This is a genomic window from Bifidobacterium longum subsp. longum JCM 1217, assembly GCF_000196555.1.
Taxonomy (GTDB): domain Bacteria; phylum Actinomycetota; class Actinomycetes; order Actinomycetales; family Bifidobacteriaceae; genus Bifidobacterium; species Bifidobacterium longum.
The window spans coordinates 1,637,974-1,657,806 of record NC_015067.1; the positions used below are offsets into that span (position 1 = coordinate 1,637,974).

The 19,833-nt window shown below is 60.8% G+C and carries 13 protein-coding genes; 4 read left to right on the plus strand and 9 right to left on the minus strand.

Annotation, left to right across the window (positions count from 1 at the left end; genetic code table 11):
* Window positions 1-3: 3 nt before the first annotated feature.
* From BLLJ_RS07170 to BLLJ_RS07190, 5 genes are all read right to left on the minus strand, one after another.
* Window positions 4-978, minus strand: a complete 975-nt coding sequence (locus BLLJ_RS07170) for a 3-hydroxyacyl-CoA dehydrogenase family protein (RefSeq protein ID WP_013582847.1) — start codon at window positions 976-978, stop codon at window positions 4-6.
* A gap of 214 nt (window positions 979-1,192) precedes the next feature.
* A complete protein-coding gene (locus BLLJ_RS07175; protein WP_013582848.1) occupies window positions 1,193-3,019 on the minus strand; it encodes a TIM-barrel domain-containing protein in 1,827 nt (608 codons plus the stop codon).
* Window positions 3,020-3,130: 111 nt separating this feature from the next.
* Window positions 3,131-3,430: an extracellular solute-binding protein gene (locus BLLJ_RS07180; RefSeq protein ID WP_007055628.1), complete on the minus strand. Its 300-nt coding sequence runs from the start codon at window positions 3,428-3,430 to the stop codon at window positions 3,131-3,133.
* Window positions 3,431-3,591: 161 nt separating this feature from the next.
* Window positions 3,592-5,727, minus strand: a complete 2,136-nt coding sequence (locus tag BLLJ_RS07185; protein ID WP_007055634.1) for a beta-N-acetylhexosaminidase — start codon at window positions 5,725-5,727, stop codon at window positions 3,592-3,594.
* Between the two features lie 110 nt (window positions 5,728-5,837).
* Window positions 5,838-6,653 carry a carbohydrate ABC transporter permease gene (locus BLLJ_RS07190; RefSeq protein ID WP_007053248.1) on the minus strand — a complete coding sequence of 272 codons (816 nt, stop codon included), beginning with the start codon at window positions 6,651-6,653 and terminating at the stop codon, window positions 5,838-5,840.
* A gap of 197 nt (window positions 6,654-6,850) precedes the next feature.
* Between BLLJ_RS07190 and BLLJ_RS07195 the strand changes: the two genes are divergently transcribed.
* Entirely contained in the window at window positions 6,851-7,003 is a 153-nt protein-coding gene (locus BLLJ_RS07195) for a substrate-binding domain-containing protein (protein ID WP_230473331.1), read from the plus strand.
* A gap of 267 nt (window positions 7,004-7,270) precedes the next feature.
* Entirely contained in the window at window positions 7,271-8,101 is an 831-nt protein-coding gene (locus BLLJ_RS07200) for a hypothetical protein (protein WP_007054011.1), read from the plus strand.
* 273 nt (window positions 8,102-8,374) lie between these two features.
* Here BLLJ_RS07200 and BLLJ_RS07205 read toward each other — a convergent pair whose 3' ends face one another.
* The 3 genes from BLLJ_RS07205 to BLLJ_RS07215 all read right to left on the minus strand — a co-directional run bounded on the left by BLLJ_RS07205 (window position 8,375) and on the right by BLLJ_RS07215 (window position 16,116).
* Window positions 8,375-9,490, minus strand: coding sequence for an Mrp/NBP35 family ATP-binding protein (locus BLLJ_RS07205; RefSeq protein ID WP_007054010.1), 1,116 nt, complete (start codon window positions 9,488-9,490; stop codon window positions 8,375-8,377).
* A gap of 175 nt (window positions 9,491-9,665) precedes the next feature.
* A complete protein-coding gene (ligA, locus tag BLLJ_RS07210; protein WP_007058309.1) occupies window positions 9,666-12,428 on the minus strand; it encodes an NAD-dependent DNA ligase LigA in 2,763 nt (920 codons plus the stop codon).
* A 64-nt stretch (window positions 12,429-12,492) separates the two neighbouring features.
* Window positions 12,493-16,116: a tetratricopeptide repeat protein gene (locus tag BLLJ_RS07215; RefSeq protein ID WP_013582850.1), complete on the minus strand. Its 3,624-nt coding sequence runs from the start codon at window positions 16,114-16,116 to the stop codon at window positions 12,493-12,495.
* Between the two features lie 97 nt (window positions 16,117-16,213).
* Between BLLJ_RS07215 and BLLJ_RS07220 the strand changes: the two genes are divergently transcribed.
* Entirely contained in the window at window positions 16,214-18,475 is a 2,262-nt protein-coding gene (locus BLLJ_RS07220) for a hypothetical protein (RefSeq protein WP_013410302.1), read from the plus strand.
* Between the two features lie 120 nt (window positions 18,476-18,595).
* Window positions 18,596-18,988 carry an aryl-sulfate sulfotransferase N-terminal domain-containing protein gene (locus BLLJ_RS07225; protein ID WP_013410299.1) on the plus strand — a complete coding sequence of 131 codons (393 nt, stop codon included), beginning with the start codon at window positions 18,596-18,598 and terminating at the stop codon, window positions 18,986-18,988.
* 56 nt (window positions 18,989-19,044) lie between these two features.
* On the opposite strand, the gene BLLJ_RS07230 is transcribed toward BLLJ_RS07225, so the two are convergent.
* Complete coding sequence (locus tag BLLJ_RS07230) at window positions 19,045-19,830, minus strand: ATP-binding cassette domain-containing protein (protein ID WP_013582851.1); 786 nt, start codon at window positions 19,828-19,830, stop codon at window positions 19,045-19,047.
* Window positions 19,831-19,833: the final 3 nt, after the last annotated feature.

Here is a 19,833-nt window from a genome sequence, read left to right on the forward strand (position 1 = left end):
GCCTCACGCCTGCGCAGCGGCGGCATCCGCGGCGTCGTTCTTCAGCGCGCGCAGCAGGGCCTTGTTGCGGGATTCGATGATGCGCTTGCCGTCCTCGCCCTGCCAGGAGAAGAAGCCCTGGCCGGTTTTGGCGCCGAGATTGCCTTCCCTGACCTTCTCGGCGAGCAGCGGGCTCGGGCCGGTGCCGTTGTCCATATCGTCGAACAGGTAAGTGCTGATGTTATAGAACACATCGAGGCCGCCGAGGTCGATGCTGGCGAGGGGGCCGACCAGATTCCAGCGACGGCCGAGACTGTACTTCATCACGTCGTCCACGGTGGCCGCGTCCGCGATGCCCTGCTGGACGATGTAGAACGCCTCACGCAGCACGGCCAGTTGCAGGCGATTGCCCACAAAGCCCAGCGATTCCTTCTTGATCTTCGCCGGCTTCTTGCCGATCTTGGCCATGAGGTCGAAGGTGATGTCCACTACCTTCGGGTCGGTCTTCTCACCCGGCACCACTTCGACCAGCGGCATCAACTGCGCGGGGTTCCAGAAGTGCGCCACCACGAAGCGCTCGGGGTGCCCCATCACCGACTGCAGCGCGGTGGGGCTCAGGCCGGAGGTGTTCGTGGACAGAATCGCGTCCTTGGGGGCGGCGTGCTCCACTTCGGTCCAGACGGACTTCTTGATGTCAAGGTTCTCGGCCACGGATTCGATGACGAAGTCCACGTCCGCCACGCCGCTTGCATAGTCGGCGTAACCGGTGATGCGGGCCAGCACCGCGTCCACGGTGTCGCCGTCCTTGAGCAGTCCGGCTTCGGCGAAGTCCTCGGCATCCGAACGAATCGCCTTCATCGCCTTCTCCAGCGAGGCCTCGCCGCGGCCGACCAGATGCACCGGATATCCGGCCAACGCGAACTGCAACGTGATCGCGTGGCCCATGGTTCCCGTGCCGACGTTCGCAATCGTCTTGATATCGTCCACTGTCTCAATCACGGAGACCCCTTCTTTCCGGCGGTTCGTCTGGCGTTGGTGTACGCATGAACAGCACCGTGCCGTTATGCGTTTGTTCGCATTCTATGCCGATTTCGCTACGTGAACATTTGCTGAACATTTCGCGGATTCGACTAGTACAAATCCCCATATCAGCACAAAAACGTGGTGCCGCAACACCGAAGTGTTACAGCACCACGCTGAAATGTTCATGTCGTTACGCTGCCGTCGCGCACCCACAGCGGAATCGATAGGAAACCTCACCGGAGTAGGTGAACACGGGGGCGACCAGCATGGACGGACCGAACATATACTGACGGTCCAGCGTGCGGCATGCCGGGTCATCGGGGAATTCCACGAACATGGAACGCATGACCGGAGTACCGTTCGCATGAGGCTGCAGGCCAAGCTGGTAGACATACGGCATGAGTTCAAGCTTGAGCTTGGTGAACTCGCGCACCACATCCACGGCGGTCTGGCCGGGCACCAATGCGACGCCGTTCTTCTCGTCTTCCTCGTCGAACAGCCACGGCACACGGTACACGGTGGAACCGTGCAGTCGCGAGTGGGAGCCGAGCATGCCGAACGCCACCCAACGCTTGTAGACGGCCGGGTCCGGGAACGCGCCCTCGAAACCGCCGATGTCGTGACTCCAGAAGCCGAAGCCGGAGGAGGTCAGCGACAGGCCGGCACGCAGGGACTGGGCCATGCCATTGAAGGTGGATTCGCAGTCACCGCCCCAGTGCACGGGCTGCTGCTGGCCGCCGACCGTCGCGGAGCGCGCATACAGGCAGGCGTTGCCCTTGCCGTAGGTTTCTTCGATGGCTTCGAACACGGCCTGGTTGTACAGCTGGGTGTACCAGTTGTGCATGGAGAGCTTCGGAGAGCCGTCATACCAGACGACGTCGCGCGGGATGCGCTCGCCGAAATCGGTCTTGATGGCGTCCACGCCCTGATTCAGCAGGGCCTTGACCTTGTCCTTGAACCATTCACGGGCGGCCGGGTTGGTGAAGTCCACCAAGCCCATGCCGGCCTGCCAGAAGTCGGTCTGCCAGACTTCGCCATTGGGCTTGCGCACCAGATAGCCCTTGTCTTCGTGCAGGCGCTTCAGCGTGGATTCGATGTCGCCGAAGAAACGCTTGTCCCACTCGAAATCGCACCAATGGAACTCGCGCATCCAGTAGCAGTCGTAGTGGAAGGCGGCCAGCGGAATATCACGCTCGGCCATACCGTCGATGAAGGAGTTGATGGTGGCCTCGGTGTTCTCGGAACCGATCTCAAAGGAGACATGGCCGCGGTTGTTGACCAGTACGCCATACCCATTGGAGGTCATGTAGAACGGGATGTCCTTGTAGCCCTGCTCGGAAGCAGTGCCGCCATCCTCATTCCAGATGTCGACGCTCTGACCATTCTTCACGTAAGCGCCGAAGCGTTCGCCCAAGCCGTATACGTCTTCGCCAACCGACAGATGCAGCTGGATGGCAATGAACACGTCGGATTCATCACGGGCGGAACCGTCCATGGTCACACCGAATTCGCTGACCGGCTGGGCGGTGACGTTCGATTCGGCACCGAGCTTGAATCGGCCCAGCGACTTGCCTGCGGACTCAGTGAGCACCTTGCCGTCCTCGCCGATGAAGGTCAGGTTCCAGGGGGCGCCCTTGACGACCTTCACGGTAAGTCCGCCAGTGGTCAGCGTGACATCCGCGCCATTGACGCCAACTTCGCCGTCGCCATTGCCGTTCGCCTGAACGGTCACGTAATCACGGTTGCCGGGTTCGTCGGCATTGAGCGGGAATCCGGGGTATTCGGTGGCGCCTTGCCAGTGTTCGGCACACACACGAATCACGCCTTCCGCAGGTGTGGTGATGTCCACATTGAATGTGGGCAGGTTCAGGGTATCGTATCGGCCGCGCACCACGGAGGTCGGGGCGAGGACGTTGAGGCTTTCGGTGGTGGCATCCGCCGCCAGTTCGTAGGCTTCACGAGCGTAGAGGGCGTCGACGCCGTCACGAATCATCCAGTAGCCGTTGGTGAACTTCATTGTTGCTGCTCCTTGGTGGAGAGGTGGTTTCGACCGCCAGGGAACAAGGCAGCCGAAACCAAAATCAATATGTGCTGCTTGTTGATTGAATTGCCTGTTGTGCGAATGACCTTACTTCACCGCGCCGGTGGTGATGCCGTACCAGTCGCCGGAGCCCATCATGCCTTGCTCATCGTACTTGCCGGTGTCGGCCAAGGAACCGGTGATAATCTTGTCCCAGCCATATTCGGACACGTAATCGTTGAGGTTGGTGAGCAGGCCTTGGCTGGCGAGCAGGCCGGACGTGGCGTTGCCCTTGTTGTATTCCGTAACGTCCGGAGCGTCGTCGGAGTTGAGGACCTGGGAGGCGTTCTGGCGAATCTGTTCGAAGGCCTTCTTCTCGAATTCGACCTTGACGCCGGTCTCACACATTTTCATGCTTTATGCAAAAAATGTGAGGCATACGCACATTTCCCATCAAACGCACAGGTGCAAGAATGGCAGCAATTCGCCATTTTTGAAATCACCATGTGCGTTTGACGGCGCGTAAGCCTCACATTGTTCTCAGCAGGACCGAATTTCTGCGAGCCCCCCTATAGCGCTCCCCTACGCAATATGTCCGCAAACGACCACACCACATGGGCGATACGCGCCAATTCGGCGTAACGGCCGATGGACAGCCACTGCACACGGTACCGTTCGAACCACAACTCCAAATCGGCGGCAAGACGGGCGCGGCGCGAGGCATCCAGCGCACGGCCGGTCACATCCTTGGTGTCACAGGCGTCCTCGCCGCCAGCCAATACCAGCAGTTCCTCACCCAGTCTATTGAACAACCGCTGCCCATCCAGCATCACCCACAGCAGCTCCGGGTTCAATCCTCCTCGTGCCGAGCCATCGAGCACCGCGACAACCGCACTGCCGCAATCAATCAACGCCCGGTCGCAATCCCGGCGTCGTTCGAGACGGGCATGGTTCCGCAGGAGCAATCGGCGGCGCGCGTCGGCGCATCCCAGCGCACGGTCAAACATGAGCTCTCCCCCGCACGACCGTTCCACATACGATGCCACATCCGTATTCAGCATGCCGGTGCCGGAACCGTATTCCAGTTCCAGCACTTGCACGGCGAGGTCCCAGGGGAACGACACTCCATCGGAGTCGATGCGAGCGAGTGAATCCATAAGCCAACCGGATTCGTCGCCATACGCCAGATTAGAAATCCGATGGTTCATTTCGCATGCGTCAATTGCAACCGGGTTCCACGCGTTTTGCGCACCGTAGCACAGTCCCGGCACGCTCAACCGCGGATCATTGACATGCCCATAGTCACCCCAATCGGTGACCACCATGCCTTCCGCACCATATTTGAGCCCAGCCACCGCCATGCGGTACGTGTTCAGCCAGGCACCGTCATAGTCGGGGAAGAACCGGCTCCACGCACGCACGGCAGGGCACACGAATTGGCGGCGGCCTTGTGATGCGATGGTCTGGATCTTGCTTTCGTCGATATCCGGCTCATACATCCAGTTGAGCATCGTGATGTCGCCGGGCAGCAAGTCCATGGTGTGCGGATTCTCGAGCGCGATATCCGCCCACAGCATCGGTTGTAGACCACGATGGGCAAGCGTGCTGCATAGGTCTTTGACGAAATCGGCATACAGCTCATCGCGACTGGCGCCCGGCGAGTCCTGTACGGACCGGCCACGGCCCAAGTCGAAAGTCTCATCGCCACCAATATTGAAGGACCGCGAGCGGAACAGCGGCGCGTATTCCTCGATTAGGCGCGAGGCGAAATCGTGCGACTTGGGGTTGGCTGCGTTCAGTGTGTGGTGTTCCATTCGTTCGATGAAACTGAACGGACGGTCGGCGTCTTCGGGGAACTCTCCCAGTCCACGATGTTCACGGGTGCGCAGGTTCATATACATGTGCCCGAAAGTGGCCAAGGACGGCACCAGTTCGATGCCGTGGTGTGCGCAGTATTCGTCCAGGAACATGATGTCGTCGGCCGTGAGCGGGTCAGTGCCGCGCCACGCTTCGCTGAGCTCGCCGAAAGCGAAGGCATGTTCCACGTACAGCTGGAATTGGTTGTACTTATACAACGCCAGCTGGTCGATGAACCAGGTGAGGAACGCCATCGTCGGCACACGCCCGCGCGTCACGTCAAGACTGTAGGCGCGCACCGCGAACGCAGGCTTGTCTTGGATATGCAGGCAGGGCAAGGTCCGCGAGGTTTGCCTGATCATCTGCCGCAGTGTCTGCATGCCGTACCGCAATCCGCTTTCGCTGCCACCACGCACGGCGATGGTATCTGAGGCGAACACATCCAGCGTGTATTCGTCATGCGCCAATCGCGCATCCACACACAGCAATATGACGGTGCCGTTCATCGCTGCCGGCGCACCCGCGCCCGCACCCGCACCCACGCCCGCATCTCGCGCTTTTTCGGCGGCATTGGCACCGGCGTCGGCTTCATCTGTGGCTGTGAGTACTCGGCGCGTACGGACGGCGACGCCGCAGTAACGCTCGAGTTCGCTGGACAGCTGCTCGATTGGCAGCGTTTCCCAGGTCTCATCGGCATCTTCGGTGACGGCATATTCGGGAATTCGTTTCTCGATCGTCACCAAGGACCCGATCATAGCCGTGCCATGCGTGTATTCCAATGTCACCGGAGCGGGAATCAGGGTGAGACACGGCGTTGCGGCATCAGCCTTATATTCGAATGTGGGCACAGCTGTTCCTTTCATACTGTTTTTATTATCGTTCATCCGCTGACGGCAGGCGACACGCGGTCACGCCGCCATCAGCGGACGAATCGTTTGGTGAGGTACGGCGGCATACGCTATTTCACGGCACCGGTCGTCACACCCTTCATGATGTTGCGCTGGATGAGCATGAAGAACACCACCACCGGCAACGAGAAGGTCACCGAAGCGGCCATCTGCCCGCCGAAATCGGTGCCCATGGTGGGTGCCGAGAAGGACGACAGCCATACCGGCAGCGTGTACTTCGACTGGTCCTTCATGAACGTATAGGCGATCATGTAGTCGTTCCAGGCGTTGATGAACGCGAACACCGAGGTCGAGACGATGCCGGGCGCGGCCAGCGGGAAGGTGATCTTCCACAGGATCTGCCAGTCGTTCGCGCCTTCCACGGCCGCGGATTCGAAGATGTCCTTCGGGATGTTCAGGAAGAACCCGCGCATGTTCCAGATCGCGAACGGCAGCACCATGGCGATGTACGCCAGGATCAGGCCGCTGTATTTGTTGAGCAGGCCGAGCTGGTTGTAGATGATGATCTGCGGGATGATGCCGCCAGAGGTCATCTGGATGGCCAGCACGAACACCATGATCGGCTTGCGCCCGCGGAAGCGGTACAGGGTCAGGGCCGTGCACGCGAAGAACGCGACAATAATCGACAGGACGATCGAGAGGTGCATGGGCCAGAACACGGGGGTCGTGGTCATGATCTCATCGCGCGGCTTTACGGCGGTGATAATCATCCAGTAGACCGGGAAGAACCATACGACGCAGAACAGCAGGGCGAGGATAGTGGTGCCGGCGCGGCGCGCGATCTTGCCGGGGTTGGTTCGGCGGCGGGGCGGTGCAGACTGCGCTGCGCCATGCGATACGGCCCGTGGATTCTCAACACATTTCATAAGGACGACCCTCTATTTCAGGGATTCGCCAATATCAGCGTGCCAGTCGCCATTTCCGGCGTCGGCTATGGCAGCGCCACCCCTTCCCCACCGTCGACATCGACAACCGACTCGCTTCACGCAAGCTCACCGAGCATATGTTGGGGCGCGGGTATCGACGAATCGCCTATATCATCGGACCGTCGTACTTGCCGACGTTGACGCCGACGCCAGCGTGCCCGCAGCTGACCACCGTGCGCCAGCCAATGGACGCATTCGGCGTCAGCTTGGCTACCCTAGTGCTTGACCAGATCGAGGACCGGCCGTTCCAGCGCACGGGGCTCCTGCCCACCGAGGTCGTAGCCAGATAGGCGCGCAGAGAACGGTTCTCAATAATGTCTGTGCACACTTCTCTACGCCCGAAGCACACATGGAATATGCCCTAATCACTGCCATGTCGCCATTTGCGATGATGTGAGATTGTTATGTTCTTGTTCATTTGAGCGCACAGATACTACTGAGAACCGTTCTCTGCGCAAATAGACAATGTGGATAACTCCATAAGCTGGAACCACATTGCCCTGCCTGGCTTGCATTCAAGTCCAAATCAGCTTTACGGTCGCACCATGAGCTCTTTTATGCATGAGGATATTGTCGGCCGACGCCGAGCAGAACGTGAACGCTGCAATGATGCTGCGCGCCGTTCGAAAGGTCCATTGCTGGTGGGATACATCAATGCGGCCAACTACTACGGCGCGCCCATCCCCCGACATTGCACGCTATCTGTTGATGCCGTGCACGCCTGTGTTTCCAGTGCCAACAAACGCAGACGAATCAAAGGCGTGGTCTTCCATGTGTTTAAGGGAAAACTGGATATCCGCAAAAAGGATTATGAACAGTTCTGGATTGCCTCGCCGGTCATGATGTGGGCTCAGATGGCCCAATACTCTACATTGGAGGAACTTGCGGCCATTGGAGCCTCTTTGATGAGCCGCGATAAACGGCGCAGAATGGCCACTCGCAAGGATTTCGATACTTACTTGGAAATCAGTCCGCGGTTCATAGGTCGTAACAAATGCCACGAGGCACTGCCCTACATGACAGAGAACACGGATTCTCCGCCGGAAAACACGCTGTTTGGGATGCTGAAGGATTCAGGCTTGGGATGCCCCACCGCCAACTATCGCGTGAATATCGGCAACTCATACGTCATATTGGATATGGCATATCCGGACTGCCGCGTCGCGTTCGAATATCAGGGAGCCTATCACGCCGATCCGGCACAAATGCGAATCGACGCGGCAAAGCGAAACGCATTGCAACTGCTCGGCTGGATCGTCATTCTCGTCACTGCGGATGACCTGAGAACAGCCGACACGCGGCATCGTTTTATCGAGATGGCCCATGTCGTGGTGTCCCGGCAACGCAATCTCGCCGATTGGAACCGCTCATGGGCCATTACCTCTTAGCATCGCACCGACAATGCGCTATGCCGTTATTTACTGCGAGGCACCCGCCAGATATCGGGCTCAACGTAGATCTCCCATTCATACCAAGGCAGCGCGGCACGGCGTCCTCGTCCATGTGAATGGCCTGCAGGTTAATGAGCCTATCCACGCCGGCAGTGCGCTCCATTGCCTCGACCACCAGGTCGCAGGTGCTGTGGTCAAGCGATTCGCCCACCAGCAGCGAACCGGACTTAAACGCCAGCGCCGCCTACAAAAGTGTGAGGCTGCGCAGGCTCACACTGCCAACAGCCGTTCAGCCAACCCTCGGAAGGTCTGGCCAATGCCATCCGTACGCAAAGCGCCGTCGGCGTCCAGCACCGCCGGCCGGCCGGCCTCGCCGGTCTCGCGCACTTCGGGTTCCAGCGGCAGCTGGGCCATCAGCGGCACGTCATAGCCCAGCGCCTGAGTGAGCTGTTCAGACACGCGCTGACCGCCGCCGGCACCGAAAATCTCCAGCTTCTCGCCCTTGTGCTCGTAGTAGCTCATGTTCTCCACCACGCCACGCACCTTCATCGGCACCTGCAGGGCCACGAGTCCGGAGCGCACGGCGATGTCAGAAGCGGAGGGCTGCGGGGTGGTGACCACCACGAGTTCGGCGTTGGGCAGCGCCTGGGCCACGGAAATCGCCATGTCGCCGGTGCCGGGAGCCAAGTCGAGCAAGAGGACGTCCGGCTCGCCCCACCATACGTCAGACAGGAACTGTTCCAAGGAGCGCTGCAGTCGCGGCCCACGCCACAGAATCGCCCGGTCAGCACCGGCGAACATGCCGATGGAGATCAGTTTCACGCCCCACGCGGTGACCGGCATGAGCATGCCATTCAGATTGGTGGGCTGTGTATGCACGCCGAACAGGCGCGGCAGTGAGAAGCCATAAATGTCCGCGTCGATGGCGGCCGTGTCGAAGCCGAGGGCCGCAAACGTGGCGGCCAGGTTCGCGGTAACCGAGGACTTGCCGACGCCGCCCTTACCGGAGGCGATGGCGAAGATGCGGGTCTTGACACCCGGTTTGCTGAAGGGGTTCTGCTTGCGTTCGGCCTTGAGGTCGGCGACCAGATCGGCCAGCTTGTCACGGCTCATCGAACCGACTTCGATATGAGGCAGCAGCTGTGCGCCCGGATAGGAGCTGACCGCGCCATTGATCTGGCTGGTGATGGTCTCGCTCAGTGGGCATCCGGGAACCGTCAGCTCAACGTGCACGGTGACGTCGTAAGTGCCGGCGTCCGACGATGCGGGCGCGGCTTCGATGGCGGCAATCATGCCGAGGTCGGTGACCGAACGACCGAGCTCGGGGTCGATGACCTTGCTCAGGCGTTCGTAGATGTCGGCTTCGATCTGACGTGCGTCGCTCATAAATCCGTATCCTCCTTTAGGGCCTGTTCTACCCTAGCGTGTGATGCGGCGGCATGCCAGAGGGAGTGGAGTAAGTCACACTGGGGCGGGATTCGCTTTTTCTCTCCCCCAGTCAGCCTAAAGGCTGACAGCCCCCTCATCAGAGGGGGTTAATGAAGCGTCTGAGGGGGCTATTTTAGATGGTGCCGGTGGCTAGGAGCTGGGCGAATTGGGTTTCGCTCAGCATGGGGATGCCGAGTTCCTCGGCCTTGGCGGCCTTGGAGCCGGCGTTTGCGCCAATCACCACGTAATCGGTCTTCTTGCTCACCGAACCGGCCGCCTTGCCGCCGCGCTCGATAATCGCCTCTTTGGCGGAATCACGCGAATAGCCCTCCAATGAACCGGTGACCACCACGGTTTTGCCGGCCAGCGTCTGCGGCAACGAACTGGTCTCGGCCTCGTCGACGCCCACGCCGGCGGCCTGCCAAGCACGCAAAGTCGCGCCGCGCCAGTCGCCGGGTTCGCGGGTGGCGGCGAACCAGTTCACCACCGATTCGGCGATTTCCGGGCCCACCCCGTCGATGGCCGTCAGATCTTCAATCGTGGCGTTTTCGATGGCTGCCAGCGAGCCCATCGCCGAGGCAATCAGGCGTGCGGTAGGCGGACCGAGCCGGCGAATCGACAACGCGACCAGCACACGCCACAGGTCGGCGTGACGGGCCTTGTCCATTTCGTCGAACATCTTGCGCGTGTTTTCGCCGGGCCGAATGATCACCGGTACATCCGTGACGCCAGTGCGCGTGGTCTTGTGATCCACGCGCACGATAACCGCGTCGGCCGGCACGTCATACTCAGGATAGGAGGCTGCGGCAAAGCCCGGCATAGTACCAAGTGGCGCCTCAGCCCCGGTAGGTGCGCCGGTCGTCTCGCTGGCGGTACCTCCCTGTGTTTCGGCAGATTCGATTGCGGCCTCCCCTTGCGCGCGTTCGGCCAGCTGCTTGGCCGTGAGCTTTTTGGCCGGCGTGGGCGCGGTCCAGAAAGCAGGCACCTGATGCCACAGGCCAGAGCCGCCGACACGCTTACGCACCTTTTTCTTCTTACCGTTCGCACCGACCGTCTCATGCACCTCGACGATTGCGGCCTCACGCCACACGCGCACGTCGCGCAGATCGGCGGCGGTCAGGTTGAACAACCCGGATTCGTTGGACAACACCGGCTTCTGCGCGGCCGGCAATTCCAGCCCTTCCACCGGCTCGTACGGGTCAGGCTCTTCGCCGGGGGCGACCAGAACCTCGGTGATGTTCGGCGCGTAGGTCGCCACCGAATCAGGCCGGTTCTCCTCCGGGTTGGTCAGAGCGATGGCCGATTGTTCGCCCAAGTGCTCGATGTCGAACGCCTTGCGTGAGGCCAGCGAAATCACGCGCTCGGTCAACTGGGCCGGGCAGCTCTCCACATTCGGGCAGCGAATGTCCTTGTCCCCCTCCTTGGCGGGTGACAGTTTCGCGCCGCATGAAGGGCAGAACTCGGGCATGACGAATTCGCGCAGCTGGTCCTCACGCCCTTTGCGCCGTTCAAGCACCGGGCCGACCAGTTCGGGAATCACATCGCCGGCCTTGCGCACCACCACGGTGTCGCCGATCAGAATGCCCTTGCGTTTGACTTCAAATCCATTGTGCAGCGTGGTACGAGCCACGGTGGAGCCGGCCACGTAGACAGGTTTGAGCACGGCGACCGGCGTCACGCGGCCAGTACGCCCCACCTGCACGGTGATGTTGAGCAGTTCGGTGTTGACCTCTTCGGGCGGGTATTTGTAGGCGATGGCCCAGCGCGGCGCGCGCGAAGTGGCGCCGAGGGTACGCTGCAGGCCCAGGTCATCGACCTTGACGACGATGCCGTCAAGTGCATGCTCGATGTCGCCACGATGCTCGCCGTAGTACTCGATCATGTCCAGGATCTCCTGGAATGAGGTCACCGCACGATTGTGCGGGGAGACCGGCACGCCCCACTTGGTGTATAGATCGTAGGCCTGCGACTGGTCGGCGACCACATCATGGGTGCCGCGCGGATGGTCCGGCCCCCAAGTGAGCTGCCCCAGACCATGCGCATAGAAGCTCAGGCGACGGGTGGCGGTGATGCGAGGGTCTTTTTGACGCAGCGAGCCGGCGGCGGCGTTGCGTGGGTTGGCGAAGGGCGCTCGTCCGGCGTCCTCCTGCTCGTTGTTCAGGGTGTGGAAATCATCCCAACGCATGAACACTTCGCCTCGGATTTCCACGAAGTCCGGAACGTCTTCCTTGGGGCCGCCGAGGTTTGCGGGAATGGAGCCGATGGTTCGCACATTCAGGGTGATGTCTTCGCCTGTAACGCCGTCGCCGCGCGTCAGTCCCTGTTCAAGCACGCCGTTGCGATAGATGAGGTTCAGGGCGAGGCCGTCGATTTTGACCTCGCAACTCATGGGCAGGGGCTTGGATTCAGGCCAATCGAGGTCGCGAATCACCGAGTCGTACCAATCCTTGAGTTCTTCGATGGAGAAGACGTCGTCAAGGCTCATCATGCGGCTGGGGTGGCGCACGGAGGCGAAGTCGTTGGAGAAGGAACCGCCGACGCGATGGGTGGGCGACTGCGGATTGTCCAGTGAGGGGAACGCCGCTTCGAGTCGTTCGAGGCAACGCATGCGCGCATCGTAAGCGGCGTCGGAGCTGACGGGTGAGTCGTCGATGTAGTAGGCGATCTGATCGGATTCCACCCATGCGGCCACGCGAGCCCACAGGCGGGCGGCGGCCTCAGCGGTCATCGTGTTCACGTCGAAACGGTCGAGGCGTATCGCGTCGTCGTCAGTGGGCTGCAGTGCGGCTATCCATTGTTCGGAGCCAGGGGCAAAACGTGCAATACCGGTATCAGGCCGGACCTCGGCCACATCCCCATCGTCGAAATCCCATGCCAGTTGTTCGTTCGTGCTCATGGTTGTCTATCCTAGCGGGCTCGGCTCCCCTCGGCCGGCTATACCGTCAACTCCCCTCAGGCGGCTACGCGGATAGCGAGCGCAGGAACTGGGCTTGGATGATGTCGATGTTATCGCCTTCGCCGTCATTCATGCGGGCCACAGCCACCGAGAGCGTGCGGGCCGGCACGAACATGCCCTCATCCACGCACACGCGAGCGGCGTCACGCACGATGTCAGCCACTTCGATATGCGGCCAGACCGGCAGATCATGCGTGGCAAGCACATGGGCGGCGGCCTCCACCGATTCAGGCACCGGTATGCACTGCGAGTCCGCACGGGAAACCAGTTCCTGCAGTTCGCTTTCCAGCGAACCAATGGCCCCGGGAGCGATGTGATCGCTCATAATGTAGGCTGCGGCGGCTGTGTCGAACCGGTCAAGCATCCATTCGGCGTACGCGAACCGGTAATAGGCGAACGCGGCATCGTCGCGGTCCAAGGCCACGCGCAGAGCATTCAGGCAGGCGGCGCGTGCCGAATCCCAATCCTCATTGCGGGCCAGTTGAATGGCGAGCTTCAGATGTGAGAGCGGGTAGGCGGGCGCGTACGCCACCATACGGTTGAGATGCGGGATGGCCGCCTCGGCACCCTTGATCTGACTCAACACGTCAGCCAGCTCCATGTGCGCGTAGAACAGATTGTCCGGGATAAGCACCGTACGCTCGTCCAATGTGGCGAACAGCCGATTGTAGACCACGCGCTCGGCATAGGAGTTGAAGTATCGAGGTACGCCATGGCCTGCCGCATACACCTGGTCCAAATGGGCCACGGCCGCTTCGGCCGCTTCGATGGCCTGATCGGCTTGGCCCGAGAACAGCATATCTCGGGCGCGCAGACGCTCCTTGTCAAGATCGTCGGCAAGCGTGAACGTGAAGTCCGGCGTGTCCTTGCCATCGATCAACGCACTGGTGACCTGAGAGGCCAAACCGGTCAGTTCGGGATCGCATATCGATTCGATGACCTGCATGGCTCGCTGGGCCTTTTCCACGGAGCCGAGCGACGTGTTCCTGGCGATATCGTGGAATTCGTTGACGCCATGCTGCAGCAGGTCCACTCGCTGGATAGCCAGTCCGGCACTATTCTGTGCGCCCAGCACGTGAGCGGTCGCCGGACTGAATTGACGGTCGGCCAGTTCGGGCTCCTCCTGGGATCCGGTGGGAGAGAACCGGCTGTCCGCCAAGTCGAAGTCGGCGCTGATGGGTTTCAGACCACCTTCGCCGTCCACGTCCATCACGGCACCGAACATGCGGTAGGTTTCCTCGGGATTGTCAAGCCCAGCGGTGTCCAGTCGCTTGAGGAAGGCATCACGGGTGAAGGTGACGGTGACCATATTGCGCACGGTGGGATTGCGGCGCAGCACACTCATCGGATCATCGTCCATGCCGGCGGCCCCATCAGCACCGTCAGTGCCGACGCCCTCGCCGCCGATACCGCCCAGGTCGTCGCCTGCGCCGGTATCGTCCGGCATGCCGAACGCCATTTCGTCGATATCGATGCCCTTCATCAGGTCTTCGAACTGCGAATCGATGGACGCAGCGCCATCGGCGTCAGCAGATTCGGCCGCGGCCTGATCCGTAGCATCCGCAGACGGTCCGGTACCGTTGCCTGCTCCCCCGGCCGTGCCGCGTTCGTCACCGGACGCCGTCTGCCCGAACGTCTCCTCATGGGTGATGGGGCGGGTCGGGTCGCCATGGAAATCACCATCTTTGGGGTCGGCTTTGGAACCCACACGCCCCAAATCGCCACTGCGTAGATGTTCGAAGGCGCTTAGGGCCTCGCTCATCATCGCCTCGATGGCGGAATCCTGTTCGGCAATCGCCTCTTCAAGACCAATGGAATCGATGTGCAACGACACCTGGCGCACGGATTCGCTGGTGCCGAAACTTAGCGCGGCCATCATCAGGCCGACACGCAGGTTGTAGGCGGCGCTCATCGACGCGCGTTCGGCGCTACTCAGCGCACGCCACGTACGTCGAGTGGTGTCATACCGGCTATCGGGCATCATCGAGGTGCCGGCGGTGGTGAAGCCAATGGCCACTTCACCCGAATCCAAGCGCGACCGGAACTCCACGTCAAACCGATACGGCAACCGTAACCGGCGCAACAGTGAAGAGAGGGTCTGACGATACACCCATTCGTCGCTCCTCGCCGGCGAATACGAAGGACGAGCGGCTTGAGTGTTGGTGTCGCTCTTATCGGTCCGTTCTACAGCGCCCTCAGCACTCTCAGTACTTTCAGCGCCCGCAGCATTCGTCACACCCGAATCCGGCACGTTCTGCTGGGTCAGCACATCTCGAGGATCGGGGAATTCACTGCGAATCTGTCCAGCCGTGCGTGCGGCGATATCGATCAGGCTCAGCACGGCCCGACGCTCCTGCTCGCCATCATACGGGTCAAGCGCCATAATCGCAGGGTTTTCGATGAGTTTCATGTCGATTTGCGCGGCCTCGGCACGGGTCACCGTATCTTCCGTAGGGTTGCGTCCCAAGGAAGCGTTGCGCTCCAACCAAGCGCTCACCGCAGCGAATCGGTTGAGGTTGCCTTCGATCTTCAAGGATTTCAGCGCCTGCCCGAATGCCAAGGACTTATCCCACGTAAAGAAATAGCCGCTCGAATACGTCGAGGTGTACAGGTGCAACGGTTCGGCGCCATGCACCGCTTCCAGTCCCGGCGTGGTGTCGAGAGCGCCGGCTTCGCGCATCAGATCGGCGAAATGATCCTCCAGACCGGAGGCCCGCATGCCGTGGGCACGTGCCGCCAAAGTGTCACGCACCGAACGGCGAATCGCACCGATTGGCGCCTCACGGTTGAGACGGCGGAAGATATTGCCGGAACCGAATCCGATGAGCAGACCATTGATCTGCGGCAACATATACGTGGCGAAGAACGCGATGGTAATGGCATCGCGGTATTCCAAATCATGACGCATCGCAGGCGGCAGATTGGCACGCATCTGCTCAAGCGTGTACCGGTTGCCGGCCTTGAGCCATGAGGCGAGCCACGTCATGCGTCCGGTGTCGTCACGCCCCACCACGCCACCGGTAATGGCCTTCACACCGTCAGCACCATGACCAAGGCCACGTCCCAAACCACGCCCATGATGCAGCGCACTTCCCAGGCCACGGTCTGTACGGGAGAAACCGGAACGTGAACGAGGCTCGTCGCTTTCGCCCAGCCGCTCACCGTCCGGCAATGTCACTTCTTTTTCCTTGCCGAACATAAATCGCGCCTGCATATCCTGCACGTCCATGTTGGGGTCGGTGCCCACGAATACGCGGCCATGCGTATCGGCGAACGCCACCTGCGCAAAATGATCGCGGTCGGGGAAAATGCCAAGCGAAAAGCCACGGCCTCTGGTGGAGGGCAGCTGCGCCCATCCAAGCACCAGCCCTTCCGGCACGTTCTCCAATTCGGGGAAGGTGCGCCGCTTGATTACAGGACTCAGCGCCACTGCATGGCGAGTCAGTTCGTCGATAATGCCGCCTTTACGCTCACTGGTCTCCCGCAAGGCATCGCCGAACGGATTCGTATCGTGCTTCTTCGGCTTGGACAGTCCCAGATCGGCCGCGAGCGCGTTCATCGAATCCTTCAGCCCGCCCAGCAGTGGCGTGCGGTTGTGCTTCCCATGGTCCGATGTACGTTTTGGCATGATTCACATTGTCTCTTGTTTGCCCGACATCAAGCCCGAATAAAGCCTATAGAATAAATGCGTGCATTCCATAGACCACACTCGCGCAGACCGTCCGATGCCGTCGAATCATGAACGGCACCTGCCCAGCCGCCCGGATACCCGGCACCGGCTGCGTTTGGTGCGCCTGCTGATCGCCTTGCTGGCCGCCGTCGCCGCCATCGCCGCCATGGAGTGCATCGTGTTCAACCTGCCGTTCTGGCGTACGCTCGGAGCGAGCACGGATACGAACGCCGTGCATAACACGCTGGGTTCGGGTCTCACGCGCCGGAATGATGGCATGTTGACCGTCACCGATCCGACCAAGGCCTATCTTGAACTGACCGCGGACGGCACGTCGGATTACCTACGCATCGATACCGAGAGCAGCAAGGTCATCGATAAGGCCCGCGAGCAGGCCGAGGCCGAATCCAAAGCGAACGACGATAAGGAAGTCTTCAAACCGCTGGCGACCATTCATGTGCGCGCGGATGTCGATGGCATCACCGGCAAGGCCCAGTCGATGAATCCCGACGCTATTCGCAGCCATTATGTCAAGGCGCCGGGTGCCGGCATCGTGCGTATTTGGATTCAGGAAGAGCGCGGCGCGATCGTACCGGTCACCGACGCCCGCGCCAACGTGCGCGTACCGTTCGTCATCAATTGGATGCGCGTGCTCGCCATGGCCTTGGTGTTGCTGATGATTGCCGTCTGGAGGCCGGGATCGCGCCTGTGGCGTATCACGCTTGACCCGTCCAGCACTCGGCAACGACTTGCTTTCGTGGGGCTTCTGGCGATTCCTACCCTGCTTATCGGCGTATCCATCATCCACGAACTGTGGTACACGTCTTCGCTCGTCTTCCACGTTTCCGGCGATTACACCTATGATTTCGACCAGTATGGGCATGTGGCCGATGCGCTGGTCGCCGGCCGGCCCTGGCTCGACTTGCCGGTTCCCGAACAGCTGGCCGCCACCGAGCACCCCTATGACGTAGCCACACGTGCCCAGCTACTCGCCAATGGAGCCAGTCCGCTCTACTGGGATTACGCGTATTATGACGGTCACTGGTATTCCTATTTTGGCGTGTTGCCCGCAGTGCTGCTGTTCGTCCCCTATCGTCTGCTGGCCGGTCATAATCTGCCGACATCCGCCGCCGAGTATATTCTCGTGCTGCTGTTCATCATCTTCTTCTCCTTGCTGGTGCTGCGCGTCATCCATCGTGTGATGCCGAAGACTTCGGTGGCGGCCGCGTCGTTAGTAGTGGTCTCATCGTTGGTGAGCGCGCAAATGGGGTATTTGCTGTATCGCACGAACTTCTATCAGATACCGTTCGCCGCATCGCTGACGTTGACGTCGCTGGGACTATGGCTATGGCTCGGCGCGGACACGTCCCGCCGTCCGCTGAGACCATCGGACCGATGGCAGGCGGGCGATGCCAAGCCTCTCTCCCTGCCACGACTGGCCTTGGGCGCCTTGTGCATTGCGGCGAATTTCGGATGCCGACCGACGTTCACCTTGGCCGCATTGCTTGCGTTCCCCCTGTTCTGGCCGCAGATTCGCGCGCTGGGCACCGGTCTGCGCACACGCCGCATCAAGCCGTTGCAGGCGTTGCGCGCGCCGCTGGCGGTAATCATTCCCGCCATTCTCGTCGTGACGCCTCTGATGGCGTGGAACATGGTTCGGTTCGATTCCCCGTTCAATTTCGGCAATGCGTATCAGTTCTCCATATCCGATATGACCCGGTATACCACCCCGTCCGCGGATATGCCCGCCAACATCTGGTATTACCTGTTCCTGCCGCTGCGCTTCATGGATCGTTTCCCGTGGCTGGCGGGCTCTCCCGCCCCGATGCCGCAATGGGGTTATTACGAGGTGATGGTCGGCGCGATTTTCACGGCCACGCCACTGACCTTGATGGCTTTGGCGCTGCCCCTGCTGCGCAGATTGGAAACACACGGCATGCGGCCATGGCTGATGTCTTGCTTGGCCGTGGCGGCGGTGCTGGTCGTATTCGACAGCCGCGTCGGCGGTTTGGGATGGCGGTATTCCGCCGATTTCGGCTGGCTGATCTCGCTGGCGTCCATACCGGGGCTACTGTGGCTGGTCAATGGGCGCGAACCGAGCCGCTCATTGGCGGGGGCCAACGACGCCGCTTCAGGCGATGGCATCGCCCGCGTCACTCCGTGGCGTTGGCTGATGCGCTGGGTCGTGATGCTGGCCGTATTGTGGGCGCTGGGCATAGCCATACTAAGTTGCTTCGTGCAGTCGCGCAGCGATTCGATGATCGCCAACAATCCGACGCTCTGGCATCAGGTTCAGTCTTGGTTCACCCTGCTATAGGACCGGACCGCTCGGCGACCCGCCAAGCTTCAGTATTCTCCCAGCATTCCGGCCGGTGTTTTCCAAGACCTGCGGCATAATGTATGTGACGTAATTCACTAATCGTTTACCCATACTGTCGTGAGGGTTTCCCCGTGTCCACTGCCGTCCGTAGTCGCGTCTTCCAGCTACACCGTTTCCGCTGAGGGGTACCCGGATTACACGGCCAACGCCATCACCAGCGATGAGGCGGCCGCCGCATACCGTGAGGCCGCCGCCGGCGACGCCGACGGTTCCGGCAATGTCGGCGGTACCAGCACGGCGAGTCAGACGACCACGGTATCGAGCAATGACATCGCCTCCACCGAGCACGAGTTTCTGGTGTTGGGACTGATCCCCAAGGTCAAGAACACCATTACCCTGACCATCACCGACACCGACGGCAACCTCAAGGCACAGTACAAGATGGTGCTCAGTTCGGGATGCATCTGCCGCGTCTACCAGTACGGCTTCCGCGGCTTCTACTTCGCGTGAGCCTCGGCATCGGACTCACGGCCGATGCCAATCCTCCAACGGCCGATTCCTATCTGCTACCGCTTCGCAGCCTCATACTTGCGGCGAATCAGATCCTCATAAAACGCCACAGCCTCAGCCGGCGCTCCGTCAAACGCGACCGCGTGCTCGTCCAGCACCAGTACGCGGTCGATGGCGTATTCGGGCCGGCGGATCATATCCGTGTCATGCGTGGCGAAAATCACCTGCTTGTTGTAGCTGAACAACGCCTTGGCCACATGCGCGGCGCCAATCTCATCCAATCCCTTGCTCGGCTCATCCGCCACAATCGCACTCGGCTCAAAGCTCAGCGCGGCCGCAATAGCCAGCAGGTGCCGTTTCTCGGAGTCCAGTTCGCTGGCCTTGGCCTTGGAGACCTGCGCCAAATCAAAATGCGCGAACAGATTGCCGATGCGCGCATGACGTTCTGACTCGGGCACCTTGTGCTTTTTCAGCGCTTCGGAAACAGCCTCGGAAATATTCGCCGCTTGGTAAAAGCTGTTCGGAATCTCCTCGCGGCGAACTTCGCCGACCAGATTATCGATGCGCTTCGCGTCCTTCTTCACAGCCGGGTCAAGACGTTCCTCACCGCCCGCAATGGTCACCGTGCCGGCGTTGGCCTTCAACGAACCGTCCAGCAGACCCAGCAATGTGGATTTGCCTGCGCCGTTCAGTCCGATCACAGCCACCCGCAGCTCGCTGATGGTGATGTCCGTGGGAGCAAGTCCCACGTGCCCATCATCATACGTATGCCCGGCCTGATCCAAAGTGAACGTCAGCGACGCCAGGCGTGGCAGTTCTTTCGGTCTAAACAAGAATCCCATGCC